Below are 24,399 nucleotides of genomic sequence, written 5' to 3' on the forward strand. Positions count from 1 at the left end.
GCGCAGCCTCCGCTTGCGACCCCTGAGCAGGCGGCCCCCAGCGAGGGCCCAGAGCGAGAGCCGGAGTCCCAGATGAAGATCGCCTTCGTCGGCAAGGGCGGCAGTGGCAAGACCACCCTGTCCGCACTGTTCATCCGCCACCTGGCCGCCTCGGGCCGCCCGGTGATCGCCGTCGACGCCGACATCAACCAGCACCTCGGCCCCGCACTCGGCCTGACGGACGCTCAGGCCGCCGAGCTGCCCGCCCTGGGCGCGCACCTGCCGGAGATCAAGGAGTACCTGCGCGGCGCCAACCCGCTGATCCGCTCGGCCGACGAGATGATCAAGACCACGCCGCCCGGCCGCGGTTCGCGCGTGCTGCGGATCGTCGAGGAGAACCCGGTCTACGCCGCCTGCGCCCGCCCGATCGCACTGGACGAGGGCTCCGTCCGGCTGCTGGCCACCGGCGCGTTCGCCGAGGAGGACCTCGGGGTGGCCTGCTACCACTCCAAGGTCGGCGCGGTGGAACTGCTGCTCAACCACCTGCTGGACGGCCCCGACGAGTACCTGGTCACCGACATGACCGCCGGCTCCGACTCCTTCGCCTCCGGCCTGTTCACCCGCTTCGACCTGACCTTCCTGGTGGCCGAGCCGACCCGCAAGGGCGTTTCCGTCTACCGCCAGTACCGGGACTACGCCCGGGACTTCGGGGTGCAGCTGCGGGTGATCGGCAACAAGGTCCAGGGCCCGGACGACCTGGCGTTCCTGCGCCGCGAGGTCGGCGGCGACCTGCTCACCACCTTCGGGCAGTCCGACTGGGTGCGCCGACTGGAGCAGGGCGCCGAGCCGCCCCTCAAGTCCCTGGAGCCGGCCAACCGGGCGGTGCTCGAGGAGCTGCGCACCGAGGTCGAGGCGGCGTACGGGCTGCGCGACGCGCGGCGCTACACCGAACAGGCCGTGATCTTCCACCGGCGCAACGCCGAGAGCTGGGCCAACGCCAAGGTCGGCATCGACCTCGCGACCCAGGTCGACGAGGACTTCGTCCTGGGCGAGTTCGCACCCGGATCCACGCGCCCCGCCCCAGCGGGCGCCCCGGCCTGATCACTCGCACCCCAGCCGGCTCGAACGGGCCGCGGCCGACCCCCTCCGGGGCCGGCCGCGGCCCGTTCGCCGTTGCGCGCCCCGCCCGTCCGCCGTCGCGAGCAGATCCGCAACGGTTCGACCACCACCCAATGGGGTGAATCGCGGCTTTTCCGCTTCCCTCTCCGAATGACGCTGTGCAAAGCTTTCATTACCCTCGGTTTACCGAGTCTTGATGGTCCGTCCAGCGGCCCTTCCGGCGAGACTTCCCGCAGCTCGCCCGGGCTCCTGCGGGCCCTGATGGTCGACGCCGGCCGGTGAACACCCGCACTCCCCGCCGAGCCCACGCCATCCCGCCACACCGTCGCGACCCACGACAGCCGATCCGCCCCGAGCCGCACCCCGGACTCACCACCGGACCTGACTGCGTTCGTTCACCGGACAGACGGGAAGACCATGACCCTCGACATCTCCATCGCCCCCAACGCCTCCGACACCACCGACCACGCGCCGCCGGGCGGCGGGCGGGCCCGCTGGGCGCGGGACGCCTCCGCCTCCCTGGTGGTGGCCCTGATCGCCGTACCGTTCTCGCTCGGCATCGCCCTCGCCACCGGCGCCCCGCTCACCGCCGGGCTGGCCGCGGCGGCCGTCGGCGGAATCGTGGTCGGGCTGTTCGGCGGCACCCCGCTCCTGGTCAGCGGCCCCTCCGCCGCGCTGACCGTGATCACCGCCGGGCTCATCGCCCGGTACGGCTGGCAGGCCACCTGTGCTATCACGGCCGCCGCCGGACTCCTCCAACTCCTGCTCGGAGCACGCCGGGTGGCCCGTACGGCGCTCGCCGTCTCGCCCGCCATCGTGCACGGCATGCTGGCCGGGGTCGGCTTCGCCATCGCCATCGCGCAGCTGCACGTCGTCCTCGGGGGCTCCCCGCAGAGCTCCGCGGTCGCCAACCTCCTCGCGCTGCCGGGGCAGTTGGCCGGCCCGCACCCGGCCGCGATGCTGATCGGCGCGGTGACGGTGACCGTTCTGCTGGCCTGGCCCCGGCTGGACCGACTACCGGGCCGCACGGGCCGGTTGGGCGCCACACTGGCCCGGGTGCCCGGCCCGCTGGCCGCCGTCGCGGCCGCCACCGCGCTCGCCCTGTCCCTCGATCTGCACGTGGCCCACATCGAACTGCCCGCCTGGGCGCCGGGCGTGCCGGCGCTCGCCCTGCCGCACGACCGACTCGCCGGGGTGCTCGCCGCCGTCCTCACCGTCACCGCCGTGGCCAGCGTGGAGTCGCTGCTGTCCGCCGTCGCCGTCGACCGGATGTCCCACCGCACCGGCGACCTCGACCGCGAACTGCGCGGACAGGGCCTGGCCAACCTCGTCAGCGGGCTGGTCGGCGGGCTGCCGATCGCCGGCGGCGCCGTCCGCAGCACCGCCAACGTGCGGGCGGGCGGGCAGAGCCGGTGGTCCTCGGTGCTGCACGGCGTCTGGGTGCTCGTCGCCGCGCTGGCGCTGACCGGCGGGCTGCGCCTCATCCCGCTGTCCGCCCTGGCCGCGCTGGTGCTGGTCGTCGGGCTGCAGATGGTGAGCTTCGCGCACATCCGCAACGTGCACCGGCACCGGGAGTTCCCGGTGTACCTGGTCACCGTGCTCGGCGTGGTGGGCCTCGGCGTGCTGGGCGGCGTCGCGCTCGGCGCCGGCACCGCCGTACTGCTCGCGCTCTACCGGCTGACCCGCGCCCACGTGGACGTCGAGACGGGCTCCGACGGCTCCGTCACCGTCCAGACCCACGGCCCGCTCACCTTCGCCGCCGTCCCCCGGCTGAGCCGGGCACTGGCCGGCGTCCGCGCCGGCAGCGCGGTCACGGTGGTCCACGACGGCTCCTTCCTGGACCACGCCGCGTACGAGACGCTGCACGGCTGGCGGACGGCACACCAGGGCACGGGCGGCCGGGTCTCGATGGTGACGCGGCGCCAGGACGACGAGGTGCTCGACCCCGACGGCACGGTGCGCGCGGGCAGTTCGCCGGGCCCGCACCGCTGCCGGGCCTGGACGCCCTGGGTCGGCCACCACTGCATCGAACAGCAGGAGGACCCGCACGGCCGGCTGCTGGACGGCGTCCGGGTGTTCCAGCAGCACACCGCCCCGCTGATCCGCCCCGAGCTCGCCCGGCTGGCGCGGGAGGGTCAGACGCCCTCCCAGCTCTTCCTGACCTGCGCGGACTCGCGGATGGTCACCAGCATGATCACCAACAGCGGCCCCGGGGACCTCTTCACCGTCCGCAACGTCGGCAACCTGGTGCCCGCGCCCTTCGAACCGGGGGCCGCCGACGACTCCGTGGCGGCCGCGGTGCAGTACGCCGTCGAGTCGCTGGAGATCCGTTCGATCACGGTCTGCGGCCACTCCGGCTGCGGCGCGATGAAGGCCCTGCTGGACGGGGTGCACGAGCGCCCCGGTCCGCCCACCCCGCTGACCCGCTGGCTGCGCAACGGCCGGGGCTCGCTGCAACGGCTGCGCCAGGCGCCCGCCGACTTCGCCGACCGGCCGGTGGTGGACCTCTCGGAGCAGCTCTGCCTCACCAACGTCGTCCAGCAGCTGGACCACCTGATGGCGAATCCGGCGGTGGAGCGGCGGGTGGAGGAGGGCAGCCTGCGGCTGGTCGGGATGTACTTCGACTTCGCGACCGCCCAGGCGTACGTCCTCGACCGCGCCGCCGGGACGTTCAGCCCGGTCGAGGCCCGCCCCGCAGGGGTGTCGGCCGAACGGGTGAGGGCGACCGAGCCCGGTCCCGTCCCCGAAGAGTGCCGCTCCGGAACGGAGGGCCCCGAGCTGGCCGCGTGAGAAAACCGCCCGGGTGACGATCCCGCCCCACGTGGGGCGCCACCCGGGCGGCCGTTCGATCCTCGGTCAAAGGTCTACACCAATTACCAGGAGCCTCTTGTCAACTGCCCCGTTCGCCTGGTGAGCTGTGCGCTGGGACACACGGGACAATCCCCACGCACGGGATCGCCCCAGATCATGACTCGATGAGGAGTGCGCGTTGAGCAACGAGAGCCTGGCCAACCTGCTCAAGGAGGAGCGGCGCTTCGCCCCGCCGGCAGAGCTCGCCGCGGCCGCCAACGTCACCGCGGCCGCCTACACGCAGGCGTCCGAGGACCGTCTGGGCTTCTGGGCCGAGCAGGCCCGCCGCCTGGACTGGGCCGTCGAGCCGACCGAGACCCTCGACTGGTCCAACCCGCCCTTCGCCAAGTGGTTCGCCGACGGCAAGCTCAACGTGGCGTACAACTGCGTCGACCGCCACGTCGAGAACGGCCTCGGCGACCGCGTCGCTGTCCACTTCGAGGGCGAGCCCGGCGACAGCCGCTCGATCACCTACGCCCAGCTCAAGGACGAGGTCTCCCAGGCCGCCAACGCGCTGCTGGAGCTCGGCGTCCGCAAGGGCGACCGCGTCGCCGTCTACCTGCCGATGATCGCCGAGGCGGTCGTCGCGATGCTCGCCTGCGCCCGCGTCGGCGCCACCCACTCGGTGGTCTTCGGCGGCTTCTCCGCCGACGCCGTCGCCTCCCGCATCCAGGACGCCCAGGCCAAGCTGGTCATCACCGCGGACGGCGGCTACCGCCGCGGCAAGCCCTCCGCCCTCAAGCCCGCCATCGACGAGGCCCTCACCAAGGTCGACGGCGTCGAGCACGTCCTGGTGATCCGCCGCACCGGGCAGGACATCGCCTGGACCGAGGGCCGGGACGTGTGGTGGCACGAGATCACCGCCCGCCAGTCCACCGAGCACACCCCCGAGGCGCACGAGGCCGAGCACCCGCTGTTCATCCTCTACACCTCGGGCACCACCGGGAAGCCCAAGGGCATCCTGCACACCTCGGGCGGCTACCTCACCCAGGCCAGCTACACCCACCACGCCGTCTTCGACCTCAAGCCCGAGTCGGACGTCTACTGGTGCACCGCCGACATCGGCTGGGTCACCGGGCACTCGTACATCGTCTACGGCCCGCTCTCCAACGGCGCCACCCAGGTCATCTACGAGGGCACCCCGGACACCCCGCACCAGGGCCGGTTCTGGGAGATCGTCCAGAAGTACGGCGTGACGATCCTCTACACCGCGCCGACGGCGATCCGCACCTTCATGAAGTGGGGCGATGACATCCCCGCGAAGTTCGACCTGTCCTCGCTGCGGGTGCTGGGCAGCGTCGGCGAGCCGATCAACCCCGAGGCGTGGATCTGGTACCGGGAGCACATCGGCGCCGGCAAGACCCCGATCGTGGACACCTGGTGGCAGACCGAGACCGGCGCCATCATGATCAGCCCGCTGCCGGGCGTCACCGAGACCAAGCCGGGCTCCGCCCAGCGCGCCCTGCCGGGCATCGCGGCCACCGTCGTCGACGACGAGGCCAACGAGGTCCCCAACGGCTCCGGTGGCTACCTGGTGCTCACCGAGCCGTGGCCGTCGATGCTGCGCACCATCTGGGGCGACGACCAGCGCTACATCGAGACCTACTGGTCGCGCTTCCAGGGCCGCTACTTCGCCGGTGACGGCGCCAAGAGGGACGAGGACGGCGACATCTGGCTGCTCGGCCGGGTCGACGACGTCATGCTCGTCTCGGGCCACAACATCTCGACCACCGAGGTCGAGTCGGCGCTGGTCGGGCACCCGTCCGTGGCCGAGTCCGCCGTCGTCGGCGCCACCGACGCCACCACCGGCCAGGCCATCGTCGCCTTCGTGATCCTGCGCGGGGGCGTCACCGAGACCCCCGAGCTCGTCGACGAGCTGCGCGCCCACGTCGGCCGCACGCTCGGCCCGATCGCCAAGCCGAAGCAGATCAAGGTCGTCGGCGAGCTGCCGAAGACCCGCTCCGGCAAGATCATGCGCCGCCTGCTGCGCGACATCGCCGAGGGCCGCGAGGTCGGTGACACCACCACCCTGGCCGACAGCACGGTGATGAGCCAGATCCAGGCCCAGCTGCCGCCGGCCGGCACCGAGGGCTGAGCAGGGCTCAGGACCTGACGGTGCCCCGGGTGGAGACCTCCGCCCGGGGCACCGTCGCGTCCGGGGCCACCTTCCGGGGCGGGCACGTCGAGAGACGCGCCGGTGGACCCGTCAATCCGTCAATCCATCAATCCGCGGCCTCCGCAGGGCGGCGGTCGGCGGCGAGGGTGCGCAGCGTCTCGAAGGCGCTCTGCGCCACCCCGCGGCCGCGCAGCGAGCGGGCGCCCGCCAGCACCGCCAGCCCCACCTGGGCCCGGGGGCTGAACCCGATGAAGGCGGTGAACCCCCGGGTCGAGCCCGTGTGGAACACCAGCCCGTCCGACTCGGCCTCGCTCTCCGCTCCGTCAGGCCCCACCCCGTCAGGCCCCACCCCGTCCGACCTCAGCCCGTCCGGCCCCTCCCGATCGGGCTCGGCGGCCAGCGGGCGCTGCTTCCACCCCAGGCACATCCGGGTCCCGCCGCCCCGGAGCCGCCCGGCCCTGGGGCGGCGGACCTCGCCGAGCGCCGTCCGCAGCGCCGCCGCGTCGGCCCGCTCCGGCAGCGGGACGGCGTCCAGCGACAGGTGGGCCTGGAGGTAGCGGAGCATGTCGTCGGCCGTCGAGCGCAGCGCCGCCGCTCCCGGCAGCGCGGGCAGCCGGAAGGAGGGCACCCACCGGCCGCGCCGGTACCCGGCGGTGCCCTCCCGGCCGGGCCCGCAGGAGGTGTCGATCAGGCCGAGGGGCCCGCAGACCCGGGCGGCCAGCAGGTCGTCGTACCGCTGGCCGGCCGCGTTGGAGAGCAGCAGTCCGAGCAGTCCGCACCCGAGGTTGGAGTAGCGCACCTGGGTGCCGGGGGTGCCGCGGACCGGGGTCCGGGGCAGCGCCCTGAGCAGGTGCGTCGGGCCGAAGGTGGCGTAGGGGCGGGTGAACCAGCGCGGGGCGGCGGCCGGCAGCAGGCCGACCGGGAGCCGGGGCAGCCCCGAGGTGTGGGTGGCCAGGTGGAGCAGGGTGATCGGCCGCTCGTACGGGTAACCCGGGACGGCGCCGGCGGGCAGGTAGCGGTCGATCGGATCGTCGTACCGGACCTCGCCGCGGGCGGCCATCTCGGCGAGCAGCAGTCCGGTGAAGGTCTTGGTGACGGAGCCGAGCTCGAACCGGGTGTCGGCCCGGACGGGCTGCTCGCCGGAGCGGTCGGCGTGCCCGCGGCAGGCGACCGCCCGTTCGTCGCCCCGGATCACCGCGACGGCGACGCCGCCGCCGGGGGCGGAGGCGCGGAACAGCGGGCGGAGCACCCTGCCGAGATCGGCGGGGATGTCGGCGGGAATGTCACCGCATTCGGATAACAGCGGCGGTTCGGGCGTGGTGGTGCCACCACCGGGCATGGTCGTGCCTCCAGCGACGAGAGGGGGACGTGGTGAGTGGGGAGAACGCCTGCCCGGGCCGGGCGGCGCCTGCGACCGACGATAGGAACGCGTTCACCCGACTGCACGCGGCGAGGGCCGTTCGGGTGCCACGGTTCTGCTCCCCCCGGGTGCAGAACCCGCCTCCAGGGCTTAAATCCTTGAATAGGATGATCCGGTCGTCACCCGAACGTCCCGTAGACTGCTAAGGACGCATCAAGGCCCCCACGCAGGGAAACGGGCGTCACAGGGCGCGCCGGGAAGTCTGGTCGGCAACCGCATCACGCATGCGTTCGTTGCCGCTCCCAGCCCCCAGGAGGTCCCGCGTGACCGACCAGCCGCCCGTCCACGAGCCGACGACCCGACGCCGGCAGCTGCTCGGCCGGTTGTCCCTCCCCGAGCGCGCCTTCATCACCGACGCCCTGCGCACCGAGACGGTCGGCGGCATGCTGCTGCTCGGCGCCGCCGTGATCGCGCTGATCTGGGCCAACGTCTGGCCGAACGCCTACGAGAGCGTGCTCGACTTCAGGATCGGCCCCTCCGGCCCGCTCCACCTCGACCTCACCATCGCCGGCTGGGCCAAGGACGGCCTGCTGACGATCTTCTTCTTCGTCGCCGGCATCGAGCTCAAACGCGAGTTCGTCGCGGGCGAGCTGCGCACCCCCAGCGCCGCGCTGCTGCCCGTGATCGCCGCCGTCTGCGGGGTGGCGCTGCCCGCGATCCTCTTCGCCCTCGTCAACTCCGGCAGCGGCGGCCACCCGGGCGGCTGGGCCATCCCGACCGCCACCGACATCGCCTTCGCGCTCGGCGTGCTGGCCGTCGTCGGCAGCCACCTGCCGTCCGCGCTGCGCGCCTTCCTGCTGACCCTCGCCGTGGTGGACGACCTGATCGCGATCCTGATCATCGCCGTCTTCTACAGCTCCGGCATCAGGTTCTGGGCGCTCGGCCTGGCCTTCGCCGGCCTGGTGCTGTTCTGGTTCCTGCACCGGCGCGGGGTGCACGGCTGGTACCTGTTCGTACCGCTGGCCGTCGTGGTCTGGGCGCTGATGCACGAGAGCGGCGTCCACGCCACGGTCGCGGGCGTCGCGATGGGCCTGATGCTGCGCTGCCACCGGGAGGGCGACGAGGAGCACTCCCCCGGCGAGCACATCGAGCACCTGGTGCGCCCGCTCTCGGCCGGCCTCGCCGTCCCGGTGTTCGCGCTGTTCGCGGCGGGGGTGACGATCTCCGGCCCGGCGCTGCGCGAGGTGTTCACCCAGGCCGCCCCGCTCGGGATCGTGATCGGGCTGCTGGTCGGCAAGACGGTCGGCATATTCGGCGGCACCTGGCTGGCCGCCCGCTTCACCAGGGCCGAGCTGAACCCGCAGCTCAAGTGGGCCGACCTGTTCTCCGTCGCGGTGCTCGCGGGCATCGGCTTCACCGTCTCGCTGCTGATCAGCGAGCTGGCCTTCCCGGGCGACCTGGCGCTCGCCGACCGGTCCAAGACGGCCGTCCTGGTCGGCTCGCTGCTCTGTGCCGCCGTCGCCACCGTCCTGCTCAAGCTGCGCAACCGGCACTACCGCGAGCTGTGCGCGGAGGAGGAGCGCGACACGGACGGCGACGGCGTCCCGGACGTCTACCAGGCGGACGACCCGGCCTGGCGGGCCCGCAGCAGTGCCCAGCGCGCCCAGGGCTCCACCGACGGCCCCGCAGCGGCCCGCTGACACCCCGCAGGGCCCTCCCAGGGCCGCCCCAGGGCCGTCACGGGGCCTTGCCGCCGCCGCGGCGCACCACTCCGGCGGGGCCCCGGAGTGGTGTCCGACTGACCGCTAAGGGCATGATTCTGAGCTGTCGACAATCCACTGACGCCTCCGGAGCCCCCACCGGCGCCTGGACCCCGCACCACCCGGCGGCGTCACGCCGCACAGCCGCAGAGGAGAACCGCTGATGCCCGCAGGAGCCGCAGACCCGTCCAGCAACGGCCGGGCGCCCCACGAGGGCGAGCGTTCGGTGGGGCAGCTGTTCGCCGCGGCCACCGCCGACCTGTCCGCGCTGGTCCACGACGAGATCGCGCTGGCCAAGGCCGAGATCCGCGCGGACGTGAAGCGCGGCGTCTCCGGCGGGGTCTTCATCGCCGTCGCCGGTGTCCTCGCCCTCGCCGCCATCCCGATGATCAGCATCGCGATCGCCTTCGCCTTCCACTGGATGGGCGTGCCGCTCGGCTGGTCGTTCCTGCTCTCGGCCGTCCTGCACCTGATCCTCGCCGGGGTGGTCGGGTTCGTGGCCGTGCGCTTCTTCAAGCGCATCCAGAAGCCCGAGCGCACCATCGAGGGTGTCCAGAAGACCGCCGAGGTGCTGAAGAACGCCCGGCCGCGCCCGGCCACCCAGGAAGAGATCGACCGGGGCCTGGGCCGCATCCCGTAACCACCGGACGGTACCCGCAGCGCGCCCGGACCCGCCGATGGCGAGTGCCGGGCGCGTCCGCGACGCGCGGATGTGACACGCTCTCGGTATGCCGCTCGACCAGACGCCCCCAGCCGCGCGCCCGTCCGCCGCCTCCGGCCGCACGACGGACCACGCCCCGGGTCACGACACGGGCCTCGACACGGGCCTCGACACGGATCTCGCCTCGGGCCTCGACTCCGCCCCGGGGACGGGGACGGGAACGGGGGCCGGTTCCGGAGCCGCCTCCGCGAACGGCCCGGCAGGCCGCGCAGCAGGCGGCGCCGCCGAGGCGTGGAGCATCCGGCAGGGCGGCCCGTGGACGCACCGCGACCTCGCGGCCAACGGCGCCCGCTTCCACATCGCCGAACTGGGCTCCGGCCCGCTGGTGCTGCTGGTGCACGGCTGGCCCGAGTACTGGTGGGCCTGGCGCCACCAGCTGACGGCCCTGGCCGAGGCCGGCTACCGGGCCGTCGCACTGGATCTGCGGGGCATCGGCGGCAGCGACCGCACCCCGCGCGGGTACGACCCGGGCAACCTCGCCCTGGACATCACCGGGGTGATCCGCTCGCTCGGCGAGCGCCGGGCGCACCTCGTCGGCCACGCCTCCGGCGGCACCCTGGCCTGGGTGGCCGCGGTGATGCGGCCCTCCGTCATCCAGAGCCTCACCGTGGTGTCCGCCGCGCACCCCCGGGACCTGCGCCGGGCCCTGCTGACCGACCGTCGCCAGTTCGCGGCCTTCGAGCACGTGCTGGGCTTCCAGCGGCCGTGGATACCGGAACGCCGTCTGGTGGCGGACGACGCCGCGCTGGTCGGCCGCTACCTCGAGGAGTGGACCGGCCCGGACGGCCTGGACGCGGCGTCGGTGCACGCCTACCGGCAGGCGATCCAGATCCCGAGCACCGCGCACTGCTCGATCGAGCCGTACCGCTGGCTGCTGCGGTCGCTGGCGCGGCCGGACGGCATCCAGTTCGCCCGGCGGATGAAGAAGCCGATCACCGCGCCGACCCTGCACGTCCAGGGCGCCGCGGACCCGGTGCTGCTGTCGCACACCGCGCTCGGCGGCGGCGAGTACGTGGCGGCGCCGTACCGCTGGCGGCTGCTGCCGGGGGTGGGGCACTTCCCGCACGAGGAGGCGCCGGAGGAATTCACCGCGGAGCTCCTGGACTGGGTGGGCCGGCACAAGGAGTGAGGGCGGGCCGGACGGAAGGATCGTCGGGCCCAACTCCCCTGATATTGCCGGGACATGACGCTCATATGACAAGCGCATAGGCCACATTCGACACGCCCTGGGCGGTTACCCCGACCGGCCCAGGGGCATCCCTTCCGGTATGACCTGGATGCCCGATCGCGGCGGCGCCTCGAGCGGCCGACGCCACAACAGCCCCCAGCGCTCCACCCACCGCCCCGACTGGGCGGACGAGCTCGGCTTCGACGGAGCCGAACACCCCCAGCGCGGCGCGCAGCGCCAGCTCGGCATCTCCAGCATCCTCGGCCGGCGCGCCCGCTGGGTGGGCGCGCGGCTGCGGCGCGAGACCTGAGGCCCCGCGCCGCCCACTTCACAACCGCTCGGATCCCGGCTGCTCGGATCCCCGCTGCTCGGTTCCGCTGCTCGATTCCCTGTCGCTCAGTTCACGATCGTCGGCGACAGCGCCGTGAACCAGAGCAGGACGAAGGTCGCCACCGACATGATCGGCACCAGCACCTTGGTCTCGACGCTGTTACCGCTGCGCTTGATCAGCACGATCTCGTAGCGCTCCTTGTGCGGCCACAGCAGCGGCGCGCCCTTCTTCGTCAGGCAGTCGCCCAGCAGGTGCGCCAGCGTGCCCAGCGCCACCGCGTACGGCAGCCAGCCGGGTGCGCTGGGCATCCAGGTGTTCATCCCGAAGGTGCCCAGCGCGGCCAGCCCGATGACGGTGATCCACGCCTCCGGTCCGTTGCTCGGCGGGCAGAGCCGCAGTGCCCTGATCGCCAGGGCCAGCAGGAAGAAGGTCACCGAGAGGGTGAACCAGCGGCCCACGAAGGTGACGCCCGCCCAGGTGCCGGCGCCCATCAGCGCGACGAACAGCAGCGAGTGGGTGGCGTGCCGGTGCCCGCCGGAGATCCAGGCGACGAAGCGGCAGAGCGCCTTGGAGACCGGCCCGAGGAAGTTGGCGATCGACCCGTCGTGGTGGTCGAGGTCCGGCAGCAGGGCCGCGCCCGCGCACAGCACCGTGCCCATCAGTATGTCCGCGGGCTGCAGCGTGGTGTGCAGCAGCAGCGGGGGCAGGAACGGGGCCGAGGCCGCGTACAGCATCGCCCCGCTCACCGCGTGCGAGTGACCCATCATCGGACTGCCACGACCTCCCGATCGCTCACTCCGGGACGGCACCCGGTTGAGCCGAACGGGTGAGGCGCGGCTGAGGCTACCAGGGCGGACTGACGGTTCGACGGGAAGCGCGGCCGTGGCCCCCGTTCACGCCGCCGCTCAGGCCCCGTTCACGCCGCCGCTCGCGCCGCCGGCCGAACCGCCCGCCGAACCTCCGGAGCTCAGAGCGCGCAGCCCTGGGTGTCGACCTTGGTGGTCGCCTCACCGCCCAGCACGGCGTCCTCGCGCACCTCGGCGGAGGTCAGCACGTACCCGGTGTCGGCGCTGTCCAGCGACTTGGCGAACACCACGCCGTACACCTGGCCGTCCGGGGTGAGCAGCGGTCCGCCGCTGTTGCCCTGACGGACCACCGAGCGCACCGAGTAGACGTCGCGCACCACCTGGCCGCGGTGGTAGATGTCCGGGCCGTTGGCCTGGATGCGGCCGCGGATGCGGGCGGGCTGGACGTTGAAGGCGCCGTTCTCCGGGAAGCCGGCGACGATCGCGCTGTCATTGGTCTTCGCCTCGCCCGCGAAGGCGAGCGGCGGGGCGTTCAGCTTGGGCACGTCCAGGATCGCGATGTCGCGCTGCCAGTCGTAGCGGACCACCGTGGCGTCGTAGAGCTGGCCGACGCCGCCGATCTGCACGGTCGGCTCGTCGACCCCGCCGACCACGTGGGCGTTGGTCATCACCCGGTGCGGGGCGAAGACGAAGCCGCTGCCCTCCAGGGTCTTGCCGCAGGAGGTCGCGGTGCCGACCACCTTGACCAGGCTCTGCTTGGCCTTCGCCACCGCCGGGCTGGCGGCCAGGGACGGGTCGGGGATGTCGACCTGGGTGATCGGCTCGTGCTCGAAGGGGTTGAACACCTGCGGGAAGCCGTTGCGGGCGAGCACCTTGGAGAAGTCGGAGAACCAGTTCGGGGCGTCGCCCGGCAGCGCGTCCTGGACGCCGGCCAGGATCTTCGAGGAGCGGACCTGCTTGGAGACCGTCGGCAGGGACGTTCCGGCCAGCGCAGAACCGATCAGCCAGGCGACCAGCAGCATCGACAGCACGTTCACGGCGGCGCCGCCGGTCGCGTCGATCACCCGGGCCGGGCGGCGCTCGATGTGGCCGCGCAGCTTCCAGCCGAAGTGCGCGGTGACGGCCTGGCCGATCGCGGCGAAGACGATCACCACCACCACGGCCACCACCGAGGCCGTGGTGCCCGGGCTGAGGTGGTCCAGCAGCAGCGGCAGCAGTTGGACGGCCAGCAGGCCGCCGCCGAGGAAGCCGACCAGCGACAGGATTCCGACCACGAAACCCTGCCGGTAGCCGGACACGGCGAATCCCACGGCAGCGGCGATCAGCAGCACATCCAGGACGTTCACTCCGACACCCTCCCACGGACGGAGCCCGTACGGTGGCGCCGACCACGGTGCTCCCCGCCGCCACGGCGGGAACGGGTGCCCGCGGGAAACGCCCGCCGGCCGCCCGTCACGACGCGCCGGCCTCGCCCAACAGCGCCCGGGAGTGGTCGAGGTCGCCCTGCACCAGGGCGAGGGCCTCGTCGGAGAGGGAGACGATCCTGGACGGGTCCCAGGGCAGCTCCAGACCGCTGTGGTGCAGCACCCGGTCGATCACCCCGGCCGTGAACCCCCATACCAGCCGCCCGGCCACGGCGAAGGCCGGGCCGACGTGCCCGGACGGGTGCCGCAGCCGCACCCGGTTCGCCGGGTCCGCCAGCTCGGCGATCGTCACCCGGAACACCGCGCCGGTCTCACCCTGGTCCACCGGCCGCACCGGCGACTCCTCGCGCCACCAGCCCAGCACCGGGGTCACCACGAAGCGGCTCACCGGGATGAACAGCCGGGGCAGCTCGGCGAACACCTGCACCCCGGCCGGGTCCAGGCCCGTCTCCTCCCAGGCTTCGCGCAGCGCCGCCGCGATCGGGCCGGGGCCCGCCGGGTCGCCGTCCTCCGGGTCCAGCGCGCCGCCGGGGAACGACGGCTGGCCCGCGTGCGAGCGCAGCGAGCGGGCCCGCTCGATCAGCAGCAGGTCCGGCCCGGCCGGCCCCTCGCCGAAGAGCATCAGCACGGCCGCCGCCCGGCCGCCCTCGGTGGGCGGCAGGAAGCGGCTCAGCTGCTCGGGCAGCACCCGCTCGGCGGCCTCCCGTACGGGCTCCAGCCACGTCGGCAGGCCGTCCCGCTCGATGCCCCGGGTCATGCGCGGCCCCCGCTTCCTTCGGTTCGTCCGTCTCGTAGGTCGGCGGCCCGCCCCTCGTGGGCGGCGGCGTCCGCGCGGGCAGCGGCCTCCCCGGGGAAGTCCGCCGGCGGGCGCAGCCGCTGTCCGGGCTGCCCGCCCATCTCGTACTTGAGCAGCTTCGCCGCCTTCTCCGGGTCCGTCTCGCCCTCCCCGTACGACGGGCACAGCGGCGCGATCGGGCAGGCGCCGCAGGCGGGCCTCCGGGAGTGGCAGATCCGGCGGCCGTGGAAGACCACCCGATGGGAGAGCATCGTCCACTCGGACTTCGGGAAGATCTCGGCGACGGCCGCCTCGACCTTCACCGGATCCTCCTCCGCCGTCCACCCGAACCGACGGGCCAGCCGCCCGAAGTGGGTGTCGACGGTGATGCCTGGCACGCCGAACGCGTTGCCGAGGACGACGTTGGCGGTCTTGCGGCCGACCCCGGGCAGGGTCACCAGGTCGGCGAGGCGGCCGGGGACCTCACCACCGAACTCGTCCCGCAGGGCGATCGACAGCCCGATCAGGGACTTCGCCTTGTTCCGGAAGAACCCGGTCGGGCGGATGATCTCCTCCAGCTCCTCCGGGTTCGCCGCCGCCATGTCCTCGGGCGTCGGATACTTCGCGAACAGACCCGGGGTGGTCTGGTTGACCCGCAGGTCGGTGGTCTGCGCCGACAGCACGGTGGCCACCAGCAACTGGAAGGGGTCGTCGAAGTCCAGCTCCGGATGCGCGTACGGATACAACTCCGCCAGTTCCCGGTTGATCCTGCGCGCCCGCCGCACCATCGCCAGATGCGACTCCGGCTTCCCCGGTTTCGACGCAGCCATCTTCACGCCCGGCTTCGACGCCGCCGCCTTCCGGACCTTGCTCTCTGCCATGCACGAAGGCTACGCCGCGAAGCCGACCGCACGGGCGGCATTCCACCGGCCGGTGAACGAACCATTCCGGTCAACCGGCAGCAGCCATCAGGTCCTCGACGGCGGCGCGGACCGTCTCATCCTCGGTGAAGGCCCGCCAGTTGCCAGAGCCGTGCACCCGCAGGTCGGAGTTCGGCACCTCATGTAAGAGGTGCGCGGCCGGGCCGACCTGAATCAGGCGAGGTACGTCGGCGGCGAGCATGACGAAGTGGTACATGCTCTGGGCAAGCAACCGGACGACTGCCAGGAGGGTAGAAGCGGAATCAGCACACGTGAGCCCACCTCCACCCGAGCACTCACATGTGAATCCTAGACAACCTGGCACAAATAGCTCTTCGAAACCGGATGGAGTTCAGCCCCCATAGCGCGCCGCGTACGCGTCGGCATACAGAGACGGCGGGAAGTCGGAGCGTGCTACCCAGAGCGAAATACCGTCCAGCACAACGGCCCATGAGTGCACAGCCCGCTCAAAGTCGCCGCTCTTCATCGCCAATTCGGTTCGCGCTAGATTCTTCTGCATAACCTGAGACCACGCATGGAATGCCGCAATAATATCAGCCTCACATGACGCCAGCCTAGAAGAATTGCGCCGCAGACAATCGATTACAAAAGCCTGCGCATCGTCATACTGCTCCCCGGTCGGAATTCTTTCTGCAGCGTTCAACTTCCATCCCCATCATTTACCATCGCTTCCGCGACCGCCCGCAGATCTTCAAGTGGAATAGTCACGGTCACTCGGCTGCCAGGGTTGATGCGCAGGTCTATCGATCCTGGAATTTCAGCCAGTAGGCGGACAGGAACCGGCACTGCGCCCGGCCATCTTTGCGGGACATATTCGAGCGATGTACAGCCGTCGATGGTTTTGCCGCCATCTTCTCCGACGACTGCGGCAGGGCCCCGCCAAATCGAGCCAGTATAGACAAGCAGCTCCGCATTCAGAAGTGCGGCTGCAAACCGCTTCTCGCTGTAGTACCCGGTCGCCGTCAGCTGGAGCTTGTTCTCTAGATCATTAGCAGGCGGAGTCAATCCGAGCACCATCAGCGAAGGCATATAATTTGGATTCTTTATGAATTCCGCCACATTGCCATCGCGGTCGATCCGCCATGCCCCCACAATACCCTGTGGTGGAACCTTTTCATTTGGGTCAAAGCCAGGGTCTACCGAGTAAAGCCACTGCCCTGGCCGCTTCCGAGCCTCGGCACGCATAGCTCTGGTGAGCACTGGCTCCTTGCCGTCCGCCATCCCTGCCACCTATCTCTCCAGGCACCCTCGCACCATACTATCGCGACATCCGAATCGCTAGGGTGCATGTCCGCCAGAATTCCTCCCCACCTCTGGCCGGTAGTAGGGATTCTCGACGTATTGAACCGGCTTGCCTTCCTGCATTTGCCAGGCGCCTTTGATATTCTCAAGATTGACCCCGCCCGGAAAGACGACTTCCAGCTCTTCCGAAAAAGGGCTATGCTGGCGGAGTGTGGCATTGACATCGATTCCACCTCCGGCATCGATGTCATAACGCCAAGGCTTGCCCGTTCCGATGGCATTTACCGGATCGCGAGTCGTGCCTACAAAAACTGAGCCCCTGTTAGCACTTGCATAGCCATAGATGTTGTTGTAGTCGTTCGCCCGTGGATGGAATCCACCGTCGGGAGTGAAGATTTCTTCCGGACTCCTATTGTCGAAGCGGTAGAGGTCCTCATTCGTCGTTCGCCATTTTGGCGCATACTGCATGTCAGAAAGATCGACATCCTTGCTTGCGGCCGATTTCAAGGGGTCCTTCGGCCACTCCGCTACGCTCTGCCCTTCAAGTTCCCGGAGCTTCCGTAGCTCTGGCGGGAGACCGGCCAGCTCTTTTTCCCAGGCGGCCTTTGCGGCCGCTTCCTTAGCCGCCTCCTTGCCTGCCTCCATGGCCGCTTTCTCAGCCGCTTCCTTCGCGGCGTCTGCAGCTGCCTTCTCGGCCGCGCTCTCAGCCACCGCAGTGACTTCCCGTTCGGCGAGGGTGGTGGCCGTGCCGCCGCCTCCAGTGCCAGCAGCGAGCAGCAGGTTGCCGAAGAGCTTTCCGCCGGCTTCGGCCGGGTCGGATCCCCAGCCGCTGCCGGCGATGCTCTTGACGGCTTCGCCCGGGTTGTTGACGGCGATTTCCAGGCCGGAGACGAGGCCGGACAGCCCTGTGGCGTACTCGGCGGGGTGGGTGATGTTGTACGGGTCGAGCGGGTTCACGCCCCGGAGGAGCTTTTCGAGGTCGACGGCGCTCTTCAGGATTCCCCCGCCGAAGTGGAAGAGGGCTTCCGGGCCCCCCGAGGCGGCGTCCAGGACTCCGGCCTTGGCCATCTCGGTGGAACTGGGCAGCGGGGGCGCGTACTCCACGAGCACCTTGATCGTCGCCAGTGCCGTGCGCGCGGCGGAGTTCCGCTGGGTCCGTGCGGCGGACAGCTTGTCCTCCGCCGCCTTGAACTGCGCGACGACGTCCGCAGGGGGTGTGAACTTACCGGGGTCGACCGGCGCGGCGCCCTTGCGCTGGTCGGGCGGGGTCGCGTTCCACGCCTTCGCCTCCGCGTTGTAGGCGTTCACCTGGTGCACGTAGGCGTTCATCGCGGCTTCGGCCTTCTTCTTGGCCTCCTTCCACAGCCGGACCGCTTCCTTCGCCTGCTCGTGTGCCCAGCCGACGGTGTGGGCGTAGGCCGCCAGGGCGCTGCCGGCCTTCCCGCAGGCGTCCGCCGCCGCGAGCCACTGCTTGGGCTGGGGGTCGAACGCCTTGCGGAAGTTGTCGCCGGCCTGCCCGGTCCAGTGGTCGGTGTCCAGGCGCTTCAGGCCCTGCCCGGCCTTGTCGAACGCGTCGTGGAACTTCTTCAGGTGCGAGGCGACCTCGTTCAGCCGCTTGGCGTCGCCGTGCAGCAATTCTGAGGGATCGTCGCTCTCGTCCAGGCTGCGTTCGGCGACCCTGAGGCCGGCCGAGTCGGCAGCGTCGTCGCCCCAGCCGCTGACGGTCTTCCCGGCGCTGTGCAGGCCCATGTCGTCGAGGAGGTCGCCGGCGAGGTGCCCGCCCTTCTGGACGCCTTTGGCCAGGGCCTTGGTCGTGCTGTCGACGGCCTCGTCGATGGTCTCCAGGGCGTCGTCGAGGAAGCCCACGTCACTTCTCCACGAAGGGGAGCACCGAGGACTCGACGACACCGCCCTTGGCAACCTCCTCGTTGACCTTGTCCCACTGGTGCTTCATGTCCTCGCCGGCCTTCGAGAACGACTTCCCGGAGTAGTCGGGATGCAGGACGTCGTTGATCGGGTTGTCGCTCCACACCTGCGACCAGGTCCGGTTCTCGACCTGCTCCTCGGTCAGATGGGGGTTGCCCATCGCACCGGACACGACGTCCTTCAACAGGCCGCTGGCGTAGCGTTCCTGCTCGTGGTAGGTGCCGGCTGCCAGGCCGATGCCGGAGGCCATCTTCGAGCCCTTCACCACCAGGGACCTGACCGCCCAGGACCAGTGCTCGCAGAACTCGCCGAACGAACGTGAGAGGTCGAAGTCGCCGGCGTCGATCCCGCTCAGCTCCAGTTCGGTGAAACCGCGCCCGCCCTCGGCCATCCCGGCGATGCCGATCGCCTTCAACTCGGCGATCACCCCGGTGAGTCCGTCCGCCACTTGCTTCAAAGCCTCGGGATTCGCCCCGTAGCCATCAGCCAACGCCCACACCCCCACGGTTTCCGGGCCCGTCCAGGGCCACCTCGTCCGGCACGATCCCCCGCACGGGGGGAAAGACCATCGGCTCGGCCCCGAGCAGGTCCAGTACGACCCCTGCCGGGACGCCCAGAGCCGGCACCGCCACGTCCAGCAGCCGGCTTCCCAGCACGGTCATGTAGGGGAAGCCGTCCAGCGCAAGGTCCTTGGAGCGCACTAACGCGGCCAGTTCGTCCTCGGTGGAGAACGCGAGGATCCATCGCAGGCCACCCTCGTCCGCCGTCCACACCGCCTCGTCCCCCCACAGCGGCACCAGGACGGCGCTGAGACGGAACTGAGCCACCATCACTGCGGGGTCCCCCAACCCCAGCCGCACCAGTCGGACCTGATGCGCCAAGCCTGCATTACGCACCGTCACCCCCGGTCGCACAACCGTTGTCACCCTAACGCAATGGTGCTCGAACAGATCGTCACCTTTCCAGAAGCGAGACCATCCTGCTACCCCACCACAATCGGCCCACGGTCCGGCTGGCAGTAATCGGCCGGTTCCCCAGGGCCCAAGGGCATGGACTCGGTCGTCCTACTAACTCGGGCCAGTGGAACAACTCCGCTCCTGCAACCACGATGCCGGCTTCGATGGCATCCGGGCGCGGCATCCGTACCGTGAGCCAGGTGGTCTCACGCGCGGCAACGACGGCTCCCGTTGGTGCCTCAGCCACATTGGCAAGGTGTGCACCGGCGAGAGCGAACAGCAGGTTGTCAGCGGTGCATGCCCGCCCGCTACGGGGGTTTCGTGAGCGTCTCCCGGAAGAGCACACCACAAGGCTCGGGAAGCGACTGTCCTGTCCGGCTGCGAGGCCCACGTGGTCCTGCCCTATCCAGATCGTGGTCGGCAACGGACGTGCCGATTCGCGTCCGGCTACGCCGCCATGGCAGGCAACGTCATTCCTGCCGCACCGAACGCGTTGCCGAGGACGACGTTGGCGGTCTTGCGGCCGACCCCGGGCAGGGTCACCAGGTCGGCGAGGCGGCCGGGGACCTCGCCGCCGAACTCGTCCCGCAGGGCGATCGACAGCCCGATCAGGGACTTCGCCTTGTTCCGGAAGAACCCGGTCAGGCGGATGATCTCCTCCAGCTCCTCCGGGTTCGCCGCCGCCATGTCCTCGGGCGTCGGAGCACGAAGGCTACGCCGCGCAGCCTGCCGGCTGCGGCTGAATCCCATGCGCCCGCTCGCACCTGGTGGTCGGTCTGCCGGGCAAGGTACGTTGCGGGCCCGGCATTGCCGCCTCCGGTCGGGGCGCTGCCGGGCGCCGTACCCGGGACCGCCTCGTCCCGGAGTGGCACCGACCCGTCGCACATGTCACGACGCCGGTGCCGACGGCTCCAGCCAGTCCAACAGCTTGCCTCGGCACTGACGGCGCCGCCCAGGAAAGACGCGACCGCCCAGGTCAGAGGTTCTGACCTGGGCGGTCGCCTTTCCCGGAACCGGCTTGCCGCCGCCTCAGCCCGTCGCCTCGATCTTTTCCTGCAGGGCCGTCAGCAGCTGGCGCAGCAGGTCGATGGTGCCCTCGTCCACCAGGTTGCCCTGCTCGTCGAAGCGCTCGTGCGAGCGGAAGACGATCAGCTCGGGCTTGACCACCACGTCGTTGTCGGTGGTCACGAAGATCTGGCGCAGCGCCAGCTGGGCCCGCACGCTGCCGAAGTTGCCCGGTGCCGCCCCCAGAATCGCGGTCGGCTTGCGGCGCAGCGGCACGCCCTCCTCCCGAGTCCAGTCGGTGCTCAGCCAGTCCAGCGCGTTCTTCAGCACGCCCGGGATCGAATAGTTGAACTCCGGCGTGGCGACCAGCAGGCCGTCGGCCTCCGTAACCCGGCGGCGCAGCTCCTCCACGATCTGCGGGCGCTTTCCGGGGAAGTCGAGGTCGTAGTCATAGGGCGGGATCTCGCGCAGTTCGTCGTAGATCTCGATCTCGAGGCCGCCGGGCGTGAACTTCTGCGCGGCCTGGAGCAGCCGGGTGTTGTGGGAGTCGGCACGCAGCGAGCCGGAGAGGGCGAAGACCTTGGACATGGCATTGCTCCTTGGCGGGGTCGGACGCACCCCGCGAGGGGGGCGATGGGTAGGCGTTCCGTCGAGCGGCCGGCCGGTTCGGCTGGTGCGGCGGATGAGCGGGCCGGTGGGCGTCCCGACCCGGGCGGCATCCGGGCGGCACAGGGCCGGCCGCGGATCGCGTCCCGTGCCGGGCGGCTGCCTGGCGACGGGGTTGAATCTAAACCGTTCAGTTCAGTCCGTCAACCGTTCAGTTCAGCAACTCGACGATACGGTTCAGTCTTGACACTAGACCGGTTAGTTCAGTTCACTGGTGGGCATGACGAACACCGCCTCCACCACCGCCTCCACCGCTGTCTCCGCCACCCGGGCCCGCTCGATCGCCCAGGTCATCGACCCCGTGCACACCTTCGAGGGCGCGGGCTTCCCGGTCCGCCGCCCCTTCCCGGTTCCCGCGCTCCCCCACCTCGACCCGTTCCTGATGGTCGACCAGACCGGGCCGCTGGACCTGGCGCCAGGCGAGGCCAAGGGCGCGCCGGACCACCCGCACCGCGGGTTCCAGGCCGTCTCGTACGTGATCGAGGGTGCGATGGCCTACGCCGACTCCACCGGGGCTCGCGGTGTCACGGAGGCCGGCGCGGCGCAGTGGCTGACCGCCGGCTCCGGGATCCTGCACGCCAACGAGCCGGTGGCCGAGTTGCTGGAGCACGGCGGCCGCCAGCACCAGGTGCAGGTCTGGGTGAACCTGCCGGCCCGCCTCAAGACGCTGCCGGCGTCCGCCCAGGACCACGGTCCGGCCGACATCCCTGTGGTCCGCACGCCTGACGGCAGCTCGATCAAGGTGCTCGCCGGCGCCACCCACGGCGTCGAAGGCCCGTTCCGCCCGCACACCCCGGTGCTGCTCGTACACGCCGAACTGCCGGTCGGCGGCTCGGCCGAGTTCACCGTCCCGGCCGGGTACAACGCCGGTGTGCTCGTCCTGTCCGGTGCGGCCGCGCTGCCGGACGCCGCCCTGGCCGACGGCCAGTTCGCGGTGCTGGCCGCCGACGGCGACCGGATCACGGTCAGTGCCCCCGAGGTCGCGGCCTCCGTGCTGCTGCTGGCCGGCGAGCCGATCGGTGAGCCGATCGCCCGCAGCGGCCCCTTCGTGATGAACACCGCCGAGGAGATCCGGCAGGCCCAGGCCGACTTCCAAGCCGGCCGGTTCGGCAGCATCCCGGCCGCCTGACCCGGGGCCCTTGCGCCGGCGAACCCGTCAAGAAACCCACAACGCCCACAGGAGCCGGTCCAGATGACCTTCACCGTCCCGACCACTGCCCCGCTGCGGATCCGCTGCACCACGCTCGAACCCTTCGCCCCCGACACTCCCGCAACGGCGCTGCGCGCCGACGAGCCGATCGCCACCGGCGGCCGCCCCGGACTGGGCGGCGGCGAGCGGCTGCGGCAGGCCCGGCTCGACACCGCCATCCGTCGCTCCGGCTTCCTGGTCCTCTGATCGTTCTCGAGGAGCCCAGATGATCGCCACCGCCCAGGCCACCGCCTCGGCCGCCGCCCCGGCCACCCGCCGCTGGTCCCACGCCGGTCTACTGCTCACCCTGCTCGCCGCCCCGTGCGCCGCGGGCCTGTCCGGACCGAGCCTGACGCTGCCCACCGCCGCCCGTGCCTTGCACGCCGACACCTCCTCGGCCGCCTGGCTGATGACCGCCTTCGGCCTGGGCATGCTGCTCGGCACCCCGCTGCTCGCCTCCACGGCCAGCCGACGCGGGCCCCGCGCCCTGCTGCTCACCTCCGCCACGGCCCTGCTGCTCGGCACGGCCGCGATCCTGCTCGGCGGCTCACTCGCGCCGCTGGTGCTCGGCCGGGCGGCCACCGGGGTCGGCGCGGCCGGCTTCAACATCGCGGCCTTCCAGCTCGCGGCCCGCGACGGCACCGGCCGCCAAGTCGGCCTGGTGGCGATCGGCAGCGCGGCCGGCGGCACCGCCGGGCTATTCGTCGGCGCGGCCGCCGGGCGCCTCATCGGCTGGCCCGCCGCGCTGGTGCTGCCCGTGTTCAGCCTGCTGGTGCTGCCCAGCGTGCTGGCACTGGCTCCCGCTTCCGGCACCACCTCGCCCACGACCGCGACCGGGCGTAGCCGCTTCCTCTCCTTCGACCTGCTGGCACACCGCCGGCTGCGCGCCGCGGCGGCCACGACCCTGCTGCTCTCAACGGTCAACTTCGGGCTGGTCTACGGCGCACCGCGGCGGGCGGCGGCGCTGACCGGCTGGAGCCCGGTGCAGACCGGTGCGGCCGCCTCGCTCTGCACCCTGGCCGGAGCGCTGCTCTCCTGGCAGTTGGTGCGGGTGGCACCCGGACTGACCGACCGTCGGCTGTACGGCGTGCTGGTCGGCGGTTCGCTGGGGGCGCTCGCGCTGGCGGCGCTCGCACCCTGGTACTCCGGGGTGTTGCTCGGTGCCGGGACCAGCGCCTTCGCCAATGCCTCCGGCCAGGGCGTGCTGACCGGCCGCTCCACCACCGCCCTGCCGGCCGGGCGCCAGGGCGAGGGCATCGCCCTGCTCACCCTGGTGTTCCTGCTCGGCGCCACGCTCGGTCCCCAGCTCGCCGCCCTGGCATAATGAACCGTTTAGTTTATACTGGGTTCCCACCCCTCACCAGCCGAAGGACCCCCCATGGCCGCCTCTGACAGCGCCGGGCCGACCGACGAGTTCGGCATCCCGATCATCCCCGACGTGGTGGACTCAGCGCAGCGCAAGCGGCAGGCGATCATCGACGCGGCGCTGGCCGAGTTCCTGCGCGAGGGCTACTCGGCCGCCTCGATGGACGTCATCACCGCCCGGTCCGGCGTCTCGAAGGCCACCATCTACAAGCATTTCGGCAACAAGGAGCGGCTCTTCCTCGCGGTGATCGGCGGCATACTGCCCACCACCTACGAGGGGCTCAAGCCGTTCAACTCCACCATCGCCGAGGCGAGGGACCTGCGCTGCGCCCTGATCACGCTGACCCTTGACTGGGCCCGGATCCTGCTGCGTCCGGACATCATGTCGCTACGCCGCCTGGTGATCGGCGAGATCGACCGCTTCCCGCAGCTGGGCCAGCTCTGGTACCGGGTCAGCTACGACATGAACAACGGCCCGCTGGTCGACGCCTTCACCGAGCTGAACCGCCGCGGCGACCTGCGGGTGCCGGATCCGGCGCTGGCCGTCCAGCAACTGGTGGCCGCCACCCTGGGCGTCCCGCAGCTGGTCCGGACCTTCCGCCCCGAGGTCGAGCTCGACGACGCCGAGCTGACCCGTGTGATCAGCTCCGGCGTCGATCTCTTCCTCGCCGGCTACGGCCCGCAGGACTGACCGCCGCTC

General features: G+C 71.3%; 22 protein-coding genes and 1 pseudogene. 11 read left to right on the forward strand and 12 right to left on the reverse strand.

What is annotated here, in order from left to right; translation table 11 throughout:
* The first annotated feature begins 72 nt into the window (after positions 1 to 72).
* From ACIBCA_RS15075 to acs, 3 genes are all read left to right on the forward strand, one after another.
* On the forward strand, positions 73 to 1,080 hold the full coding sequence (locus ACIBCA_RS15075) for an ATP-binding protein (RefSeq protein WP_396283315.1): 1,008 nt from the start codon (positions 73 to 75) through the stop codon (positions 1,078 to 1,080).
* Between the two features lie 435 nt (positions 1,081 to 1,515).
* Entirely contained in the window at positions 1,516 to 3,888 is a 2,373-nt protein-coding gene (locus tag ACIBCA_RS15080) for a SulP family inorganic anion transporter (RefSeq protein WP_396283316.1), read from the forward strand.
* A gap of 199 nt (positions 3,889 to 4,087) precedes the next feature.
* Entirely contained in the window at positions 4,088 to 6,043 is a 1,956-nt protein-coding gene (gene acs, locus ACIBCA_RS15085) for an acetate--CoA ligase (protein WP_396283317.1), read from the forward strand.
* 127 nt (positions 6,044 to 6,170) lie between these two features.
* On the opposite strand, the gene ACIBCA_RS15090 is transcribed toward acs, so the two are convergent.
* The gene (locus ACIBCA_RS15090; RefSeq protein ID WP_396283318.1) at positions 6,171 to 7,403 is read right to left on the reverse strand and encodes a serine hydrolase domain-containing protein; all 1,233 of its coding nucleotides are present in this window, start codon (positions 7,401 to 7,403) and stop codon (positions 6,171 to 6,173) included.
* 305 nt (positions 7,404 to 7,708) lie between these two features.
* Between ACIBCA_RS15090 and nhaA the strand changes: the two genes are divergently transcribed.
* The 4 genes from nhaA to ACIBCA_RS15110 all read left to right on the forward strand — a co-directional run bounded on the left by nhaA (position 7,709) and on the right by ACIBCA_RS15110 (position 11,383).
* Positions 7,709 to 9,124, forward strand: a complete 1,416-nt coding sequence (nhaA, locus tag ACIBCA_RS15095) for a Na+/H+ antiporter NhaA (RefSeq protein ID WP_396283319.1) — start codon at positions 7,709 to 7,711, stop codon at positions 9,122 to 9,124.
* A 223-nt stretch (positions 9,125 to 9,347) separates the two neighbouring features.
* Positions 9,348 to 9,824, forward strand: a complete 477-nt coding sequence (locus ACIBCA_RS15100; RefSeq protein WP_396283320.1) for a phage holin family protein — start codon at positions 9,348 to 9,350, stop codon at positions 9,822 to 9,824.
* 88 nt (positions 9,825 to 9,912) lie between these two features.
* A complete protein-coding gene (locus tag ACIBCA_RS15105; RefSeq protein ID WP_396283321.1) occupies positions 9,913 to 11,034 on the forward strand; it encodes an alpha/beta fold hydrolase in 1,122 nt (373 codons plus the stop codon).
* 139 nt (positions 11,035 to 11,173) lie between these two features.
* Entirely contained in the window at positions 11,174 to 11,383 is a 210-nt protein-coding gene (locus ACIBCA_RS15110) for a hypothetical protein (RefSeq protein WP_396283322.1), read from the forward strand.
* Positions 11,384 to 11,469: 86 nt separating this feature from the next.
* On the opposite strand, the gene ACIBCA_RS15115 is transcribed toward ACIBCA_RS15110, so the two are convergent.
* From ACIBCA_RS15115 to ACIBCA_RS15165, 11 genes and pseudogenes are all read right to left on the reverse strand, one after another.
* Positions 11,470 to 12,171, reverse strand: a complete 702-nt coding sequence (locus tag ACIBCA_RS15115; protein WP_396283323.1) for a metal-dependent hydrolase — start codon at positions 12,169 to 12,171, stop codon at positions 11,470 to 11,472.
* 200 nt (positions 12,172 to 12,371) lie between these two features.
* Entirely contained in the window at positions 12,372 to 13,556 is a 1,185-nt protein-coding gene (locus ACIBCA_RS15120) for a MarP family serine protease (RefSeq protein ID WP_396283324.1), read from the reverse strand.
* Between the two features lie 106 nt (positions 13,557 to 13,662).
* The gene (locus ACIBCA_RS15125) at positions 13,663 to 14,391 is read right to left on the reverse strand and encodes an NUDIX hydrolase (protein WP_396283325.1); all 729 of its coding nucleotides are present in this window, start codon (positions 14,389 to 14,391) and stop codon (positions 13,663 to 13,665) included.
* Complete coding sequence (gene nth / locus ACIBCA_RS15130; RefSeq protein ID WP_396283326.1) at positions 14,388 to 15,290, reverse strand: endonuclease III; 903 nt, start codon at positions 15,288 to 15,290, stop codon at positions 14,388 to 14,390. Before nth (ACIBCA_RS15130) ends, ACIBCA_RS15125 begins: the two co-directional genes overlap by 4 nt.
* Before the next feature lie 70 nt (positions 15,291 to 15,360).
* The gene (locus ACIBCA_RS15135; protein WP_396283327.1) at positions 15,361 to 15,531 is read right to left on the reverse strand and encodes a hypothetical protein; all 171 of its coding nucleotides are present in this window, start codon (positions 15,529 to 15,531) and stop codon (positions 15,361 to 15,363) included.
* Between the two features lie 458 nt (positions 15,532 to 15,989).
* The gene (locus tag ACIBCA_RS15140) at positions 15,990 to 16,571 is read right to left on the reverse strand and encodes a type VII secretion system-associated protein (protein WP_396283328.1); all 582 of its coding nucleotides are present in this window, start codon (positions 16,569 to 16,571) and stop codon (positions 15,990 to 15,992) included.
* Positions 16,572 to 16,628: 57 nt separating this feature from the next.
* Positions 16,629 to 18,458, reverse strand: coding sequence for a putative T7SS-secreted protein (locus tag ACIBCA_RS15145; protein WP_396283329.1), 1,830 nt, complete (start codon positions 18,456 to 18,458; stop codon positions 16,629 to 16,631).
* 1 nt (position 18,459) lies between these two features.
* On the reverse strand, positions 18,460 to 18,966 hold the full coding sequence (locus ACIBCA_RS15150) for a hypothetical protein (protein WP_396283330.1): 507 nt from the start codon (positions 18,964 to 18,966) through the stop codon (positions 18,460 to 18,462).
* A 34-nt stretch (positions 18,967 to 19,000) separates the two neighbouring features.
* A complete protein-coding gene (locus ACIBCA_RS15155; protein ID WP_396283331.1) occupies positions 19,001 to 19,348 on the reverse strand; it encodes an SseB family protein in 348 nt (115 codons plus the stop codon).
* A gap of 591 nt (positions 19,349 to 19,939) precedes the next feature.
* Positions 19,940 to 20,176 (reverse strand): annotated as a pseudogene (gene nth / locus ACIBCA_RS15160) (endonuclease III domain-containing protein); the annotation flags it as partial.
* A gap of 327 nt (positions 20,177 to 20,503) precedes the next feature.
* Complete coding sequence (locus ACIBCA_RS15165) at positions 20,504 to 21,067, reverse strand: NADPH-dependent FMN reductase (RefSeq protein WP_396283332.1); 564 nt, start codon at positions 21,065 to 21,067, stop codon at positions 20,504 to 20,506.
* Positions 21,068 to 21,365: 298 nt separating this feature from the next.
* Here ACIBCA_RS15165 and ACIBCA_RS15170 point away from each other — a divergent pair, with 298 nt between their 5' ends.
* The 4 genes from ACIBCA_RS15170 to ACIBCA_RS15185 all read left to right on the forward strand — a co-directional run bounded on the left by ACIBCA_RS15170 (position 21,366) and on the right by ACIBCA_RS15185 (position 24,390).
* The gene (locus ACIBCA_RS15170) at positions 21,366 to 22,274 is read left to right on the forward strand and encodes a pirin family protein (protein ID WP_396283333.1); all 909 of its coding nucleotides are present in this window, start codon (positions 21,366 to 21,368) and stop codon (positions 22,272 to 22,274) included.
* A 63-nt stretch (positions 22,275 to 22,337) separates the two neighbouring features.
* Positions 22,338 to 22,541 carry a hypothetical protein gene (locus tag ACIBCA_RS15175; RefSeq protein ID WP_396283334.1) on the forward strand — a complete coding sequence of 68 codons (204 nt, stop codon included), beginning with the start codon at positions 22,338 to 22,340 and terminating at the stop codon, positions 22,539 to 22,541.
* A 19-nt stretch (positions 22,542 to 22,560) separates the two neighbouring features.
* Positions 22,561 to 23,658: an MFS transporter gene (locus tag ACIBCA_RS15180; protein ID WP_396283335.1), complete on the forward strand. Its 1,098-nt coding sequence runs from the start codon at positions 22,561 to 22,563 to the stop codon at positions 23,656 to 23,658.
* Between the two features lie 54 nt (positions 23,659 to 23,712).
* The gene (locus tag ACIBCA_RS15185; protein ID WP_396283336.1) at positions 23,713 to 24,390 is read left to right on the forward strand and encodes a TetR/AcrR family transcriptional regulator; all 678 of its coding nucleotides are present in this window, start codon (positions 23,713 to 23,715) and stop codon (positions 24,388 to 24,390) included.
* Positions 24,391 to 24,399 lie beyond the last annotated feature (9 nt).

The sequence above is a fragment of the Kitasatospora sp. NPDC051170 genome, from assembly GCF_044455705.1.
GTDB lineage: Bacteria > Actinomycetota > Actinomycetes > Streptomycetales > Streptomycetaceae > Kitasatospora.

What these genes read in the sequence shown, in the direction of transcription:
- ACIBCA_RS15125 (WP_396283325.1), bottom strand. Translation starts at nt 14,391, where the DNA reads ATGACCCGGGGCATCGAGCGGGACGGCCTGCCGACGTGGCTGGAGCCC.
- ACIBCA_RS15140 (WP_396283328.1), bottom strand. Translation starts at nt 16,571, where the DNA reads ATGGCGGACGGCAAGGAGCCAGTGCTCACCAGAGCTATGCGTGCCGAG.
- ACIBCA_RS15155 (WP_396283331.1), bottom strand. Translation starts at nt 19,348, where the DNA reads ATGGTGGCTCAGTTCCGTCTCAGCGCCGTCCTGGTGCCGCTGTGGGGG.
- nhaA (WP_396283319.1), top strand. Translation starts at nt 7,709, where the DNA reads ATGCGTTCGTTGCCGCTCCCAGCCCCCAGGAGGTCCCGCGTGACCGAC.
- ACIBCA_RS15115 (WP_396283323.1), bottom strand. Translation starts at nt 12,171, where the DNA reads ATGATGGGTCACTCGCACGCGGTGAGCGGGGCGATGCTGTACGCGGCC.
- nth (WP_396283326.1), bottom strand. Translation starts at nt 15,290, where the DNA reads ATGGCAGAGAGCAAGGTCCGGAAGGCGGCGGCGTCGAAGCCGGGCGTG.
- ACIBCA_RS15110 (WP_396283322.1), top strand. Translation starts at nt 11,174, where the DNA reads ATGACCTGGATGCCCGATCGCGGCGGCGCCTCGAGCGGCCGACGCCAC.
- ACIBCA_RS15090 (WP_396283318.1), bottom strand. Translation starts at nt 7,403, where the DNA reads ATGCCCGGTGGTGGCACCACCACGCCCGAACCGCCGCTGTTATCCGAA.
- ACIBCA_RS15075 (WP_396283315.1), top strand. Translation starts at nt 73, where the DNA reads ATGAAGATCGCCTTCGTCGGCAAGGGCGGCAGTGGCAAGACCACCCTG.
- ACIBCA_RS15175 (WP_396283334.1), top strand. Translation starts at nt 22,338, where the DNA reads ATGACCTTCACCGTCCCGACCACTGCCCCGCTGCGGATCCGCTGCACC.
- ACIBCA_RS15165 (WP_396283332.1), bottom strand. Translation starts at nt 21,067, where the DNA reads ATGTCCAAGGTCTTCGCCCTCTCCGGCTCGCTGCGTGCCGACTCCCAC.
- ACIBCA_RS15105 (WP_396283321.1), top strand. Translation starts at nt 9,913, where the DNA reads ATGCCGCTCGACCAGACGCCCCCAGCCGCGCGCCCGTCCGCCGCCTCC.
- ACIBCA_RS15185 (WP_396283336.1), top strand. Translation starts at nt 23,713, where the DNA reads ATGGCCGCCTCTGACAGCGCCGGGCCGACCGACGAGTTCGGCATCCCG.
- ACIBCA_RS15170 (WP_396283333.1), top strand. Translation starts at nt 21,366, where the DNA reads ATGACGAACACCGCCTCCACCACCGCCTCCACCGCTGTCTCCGCCACC.
- ACIBCA_RS15080 (WP_396283316.1), top strand. Translation starts at nt 1,516, where the DNA reads ATGACCCTCGACATCTCCATCGCCCCCAACGCCTCCGACACCACCGAC.
- ACIBCA_RS15180 (WP_396283335.1), top strand. Translation starts at nt 22,561, where the DNA reads ATGATCGCCACCGCCCAGGCCACCGCCTCGGCCGCCGCCCCGGCCACC.
- ACIBCA_RS15100 (WP_396283320.1), top strand. Translation starts at nt 9,348, where the DNA reads ATGCCCGCAGGAGCCGCAGACCCGTCCAGCAACGGCCGGGCGCCCCAC.
- ACIBCA_RS15135 (WP_396283327.1), bottom strand. Translation starts at nt 15,531, where the DNA reads ATGCTCGCCGCCGACGTACCTCGCCTGATTCAGGTCGGCCCGGCCGCG.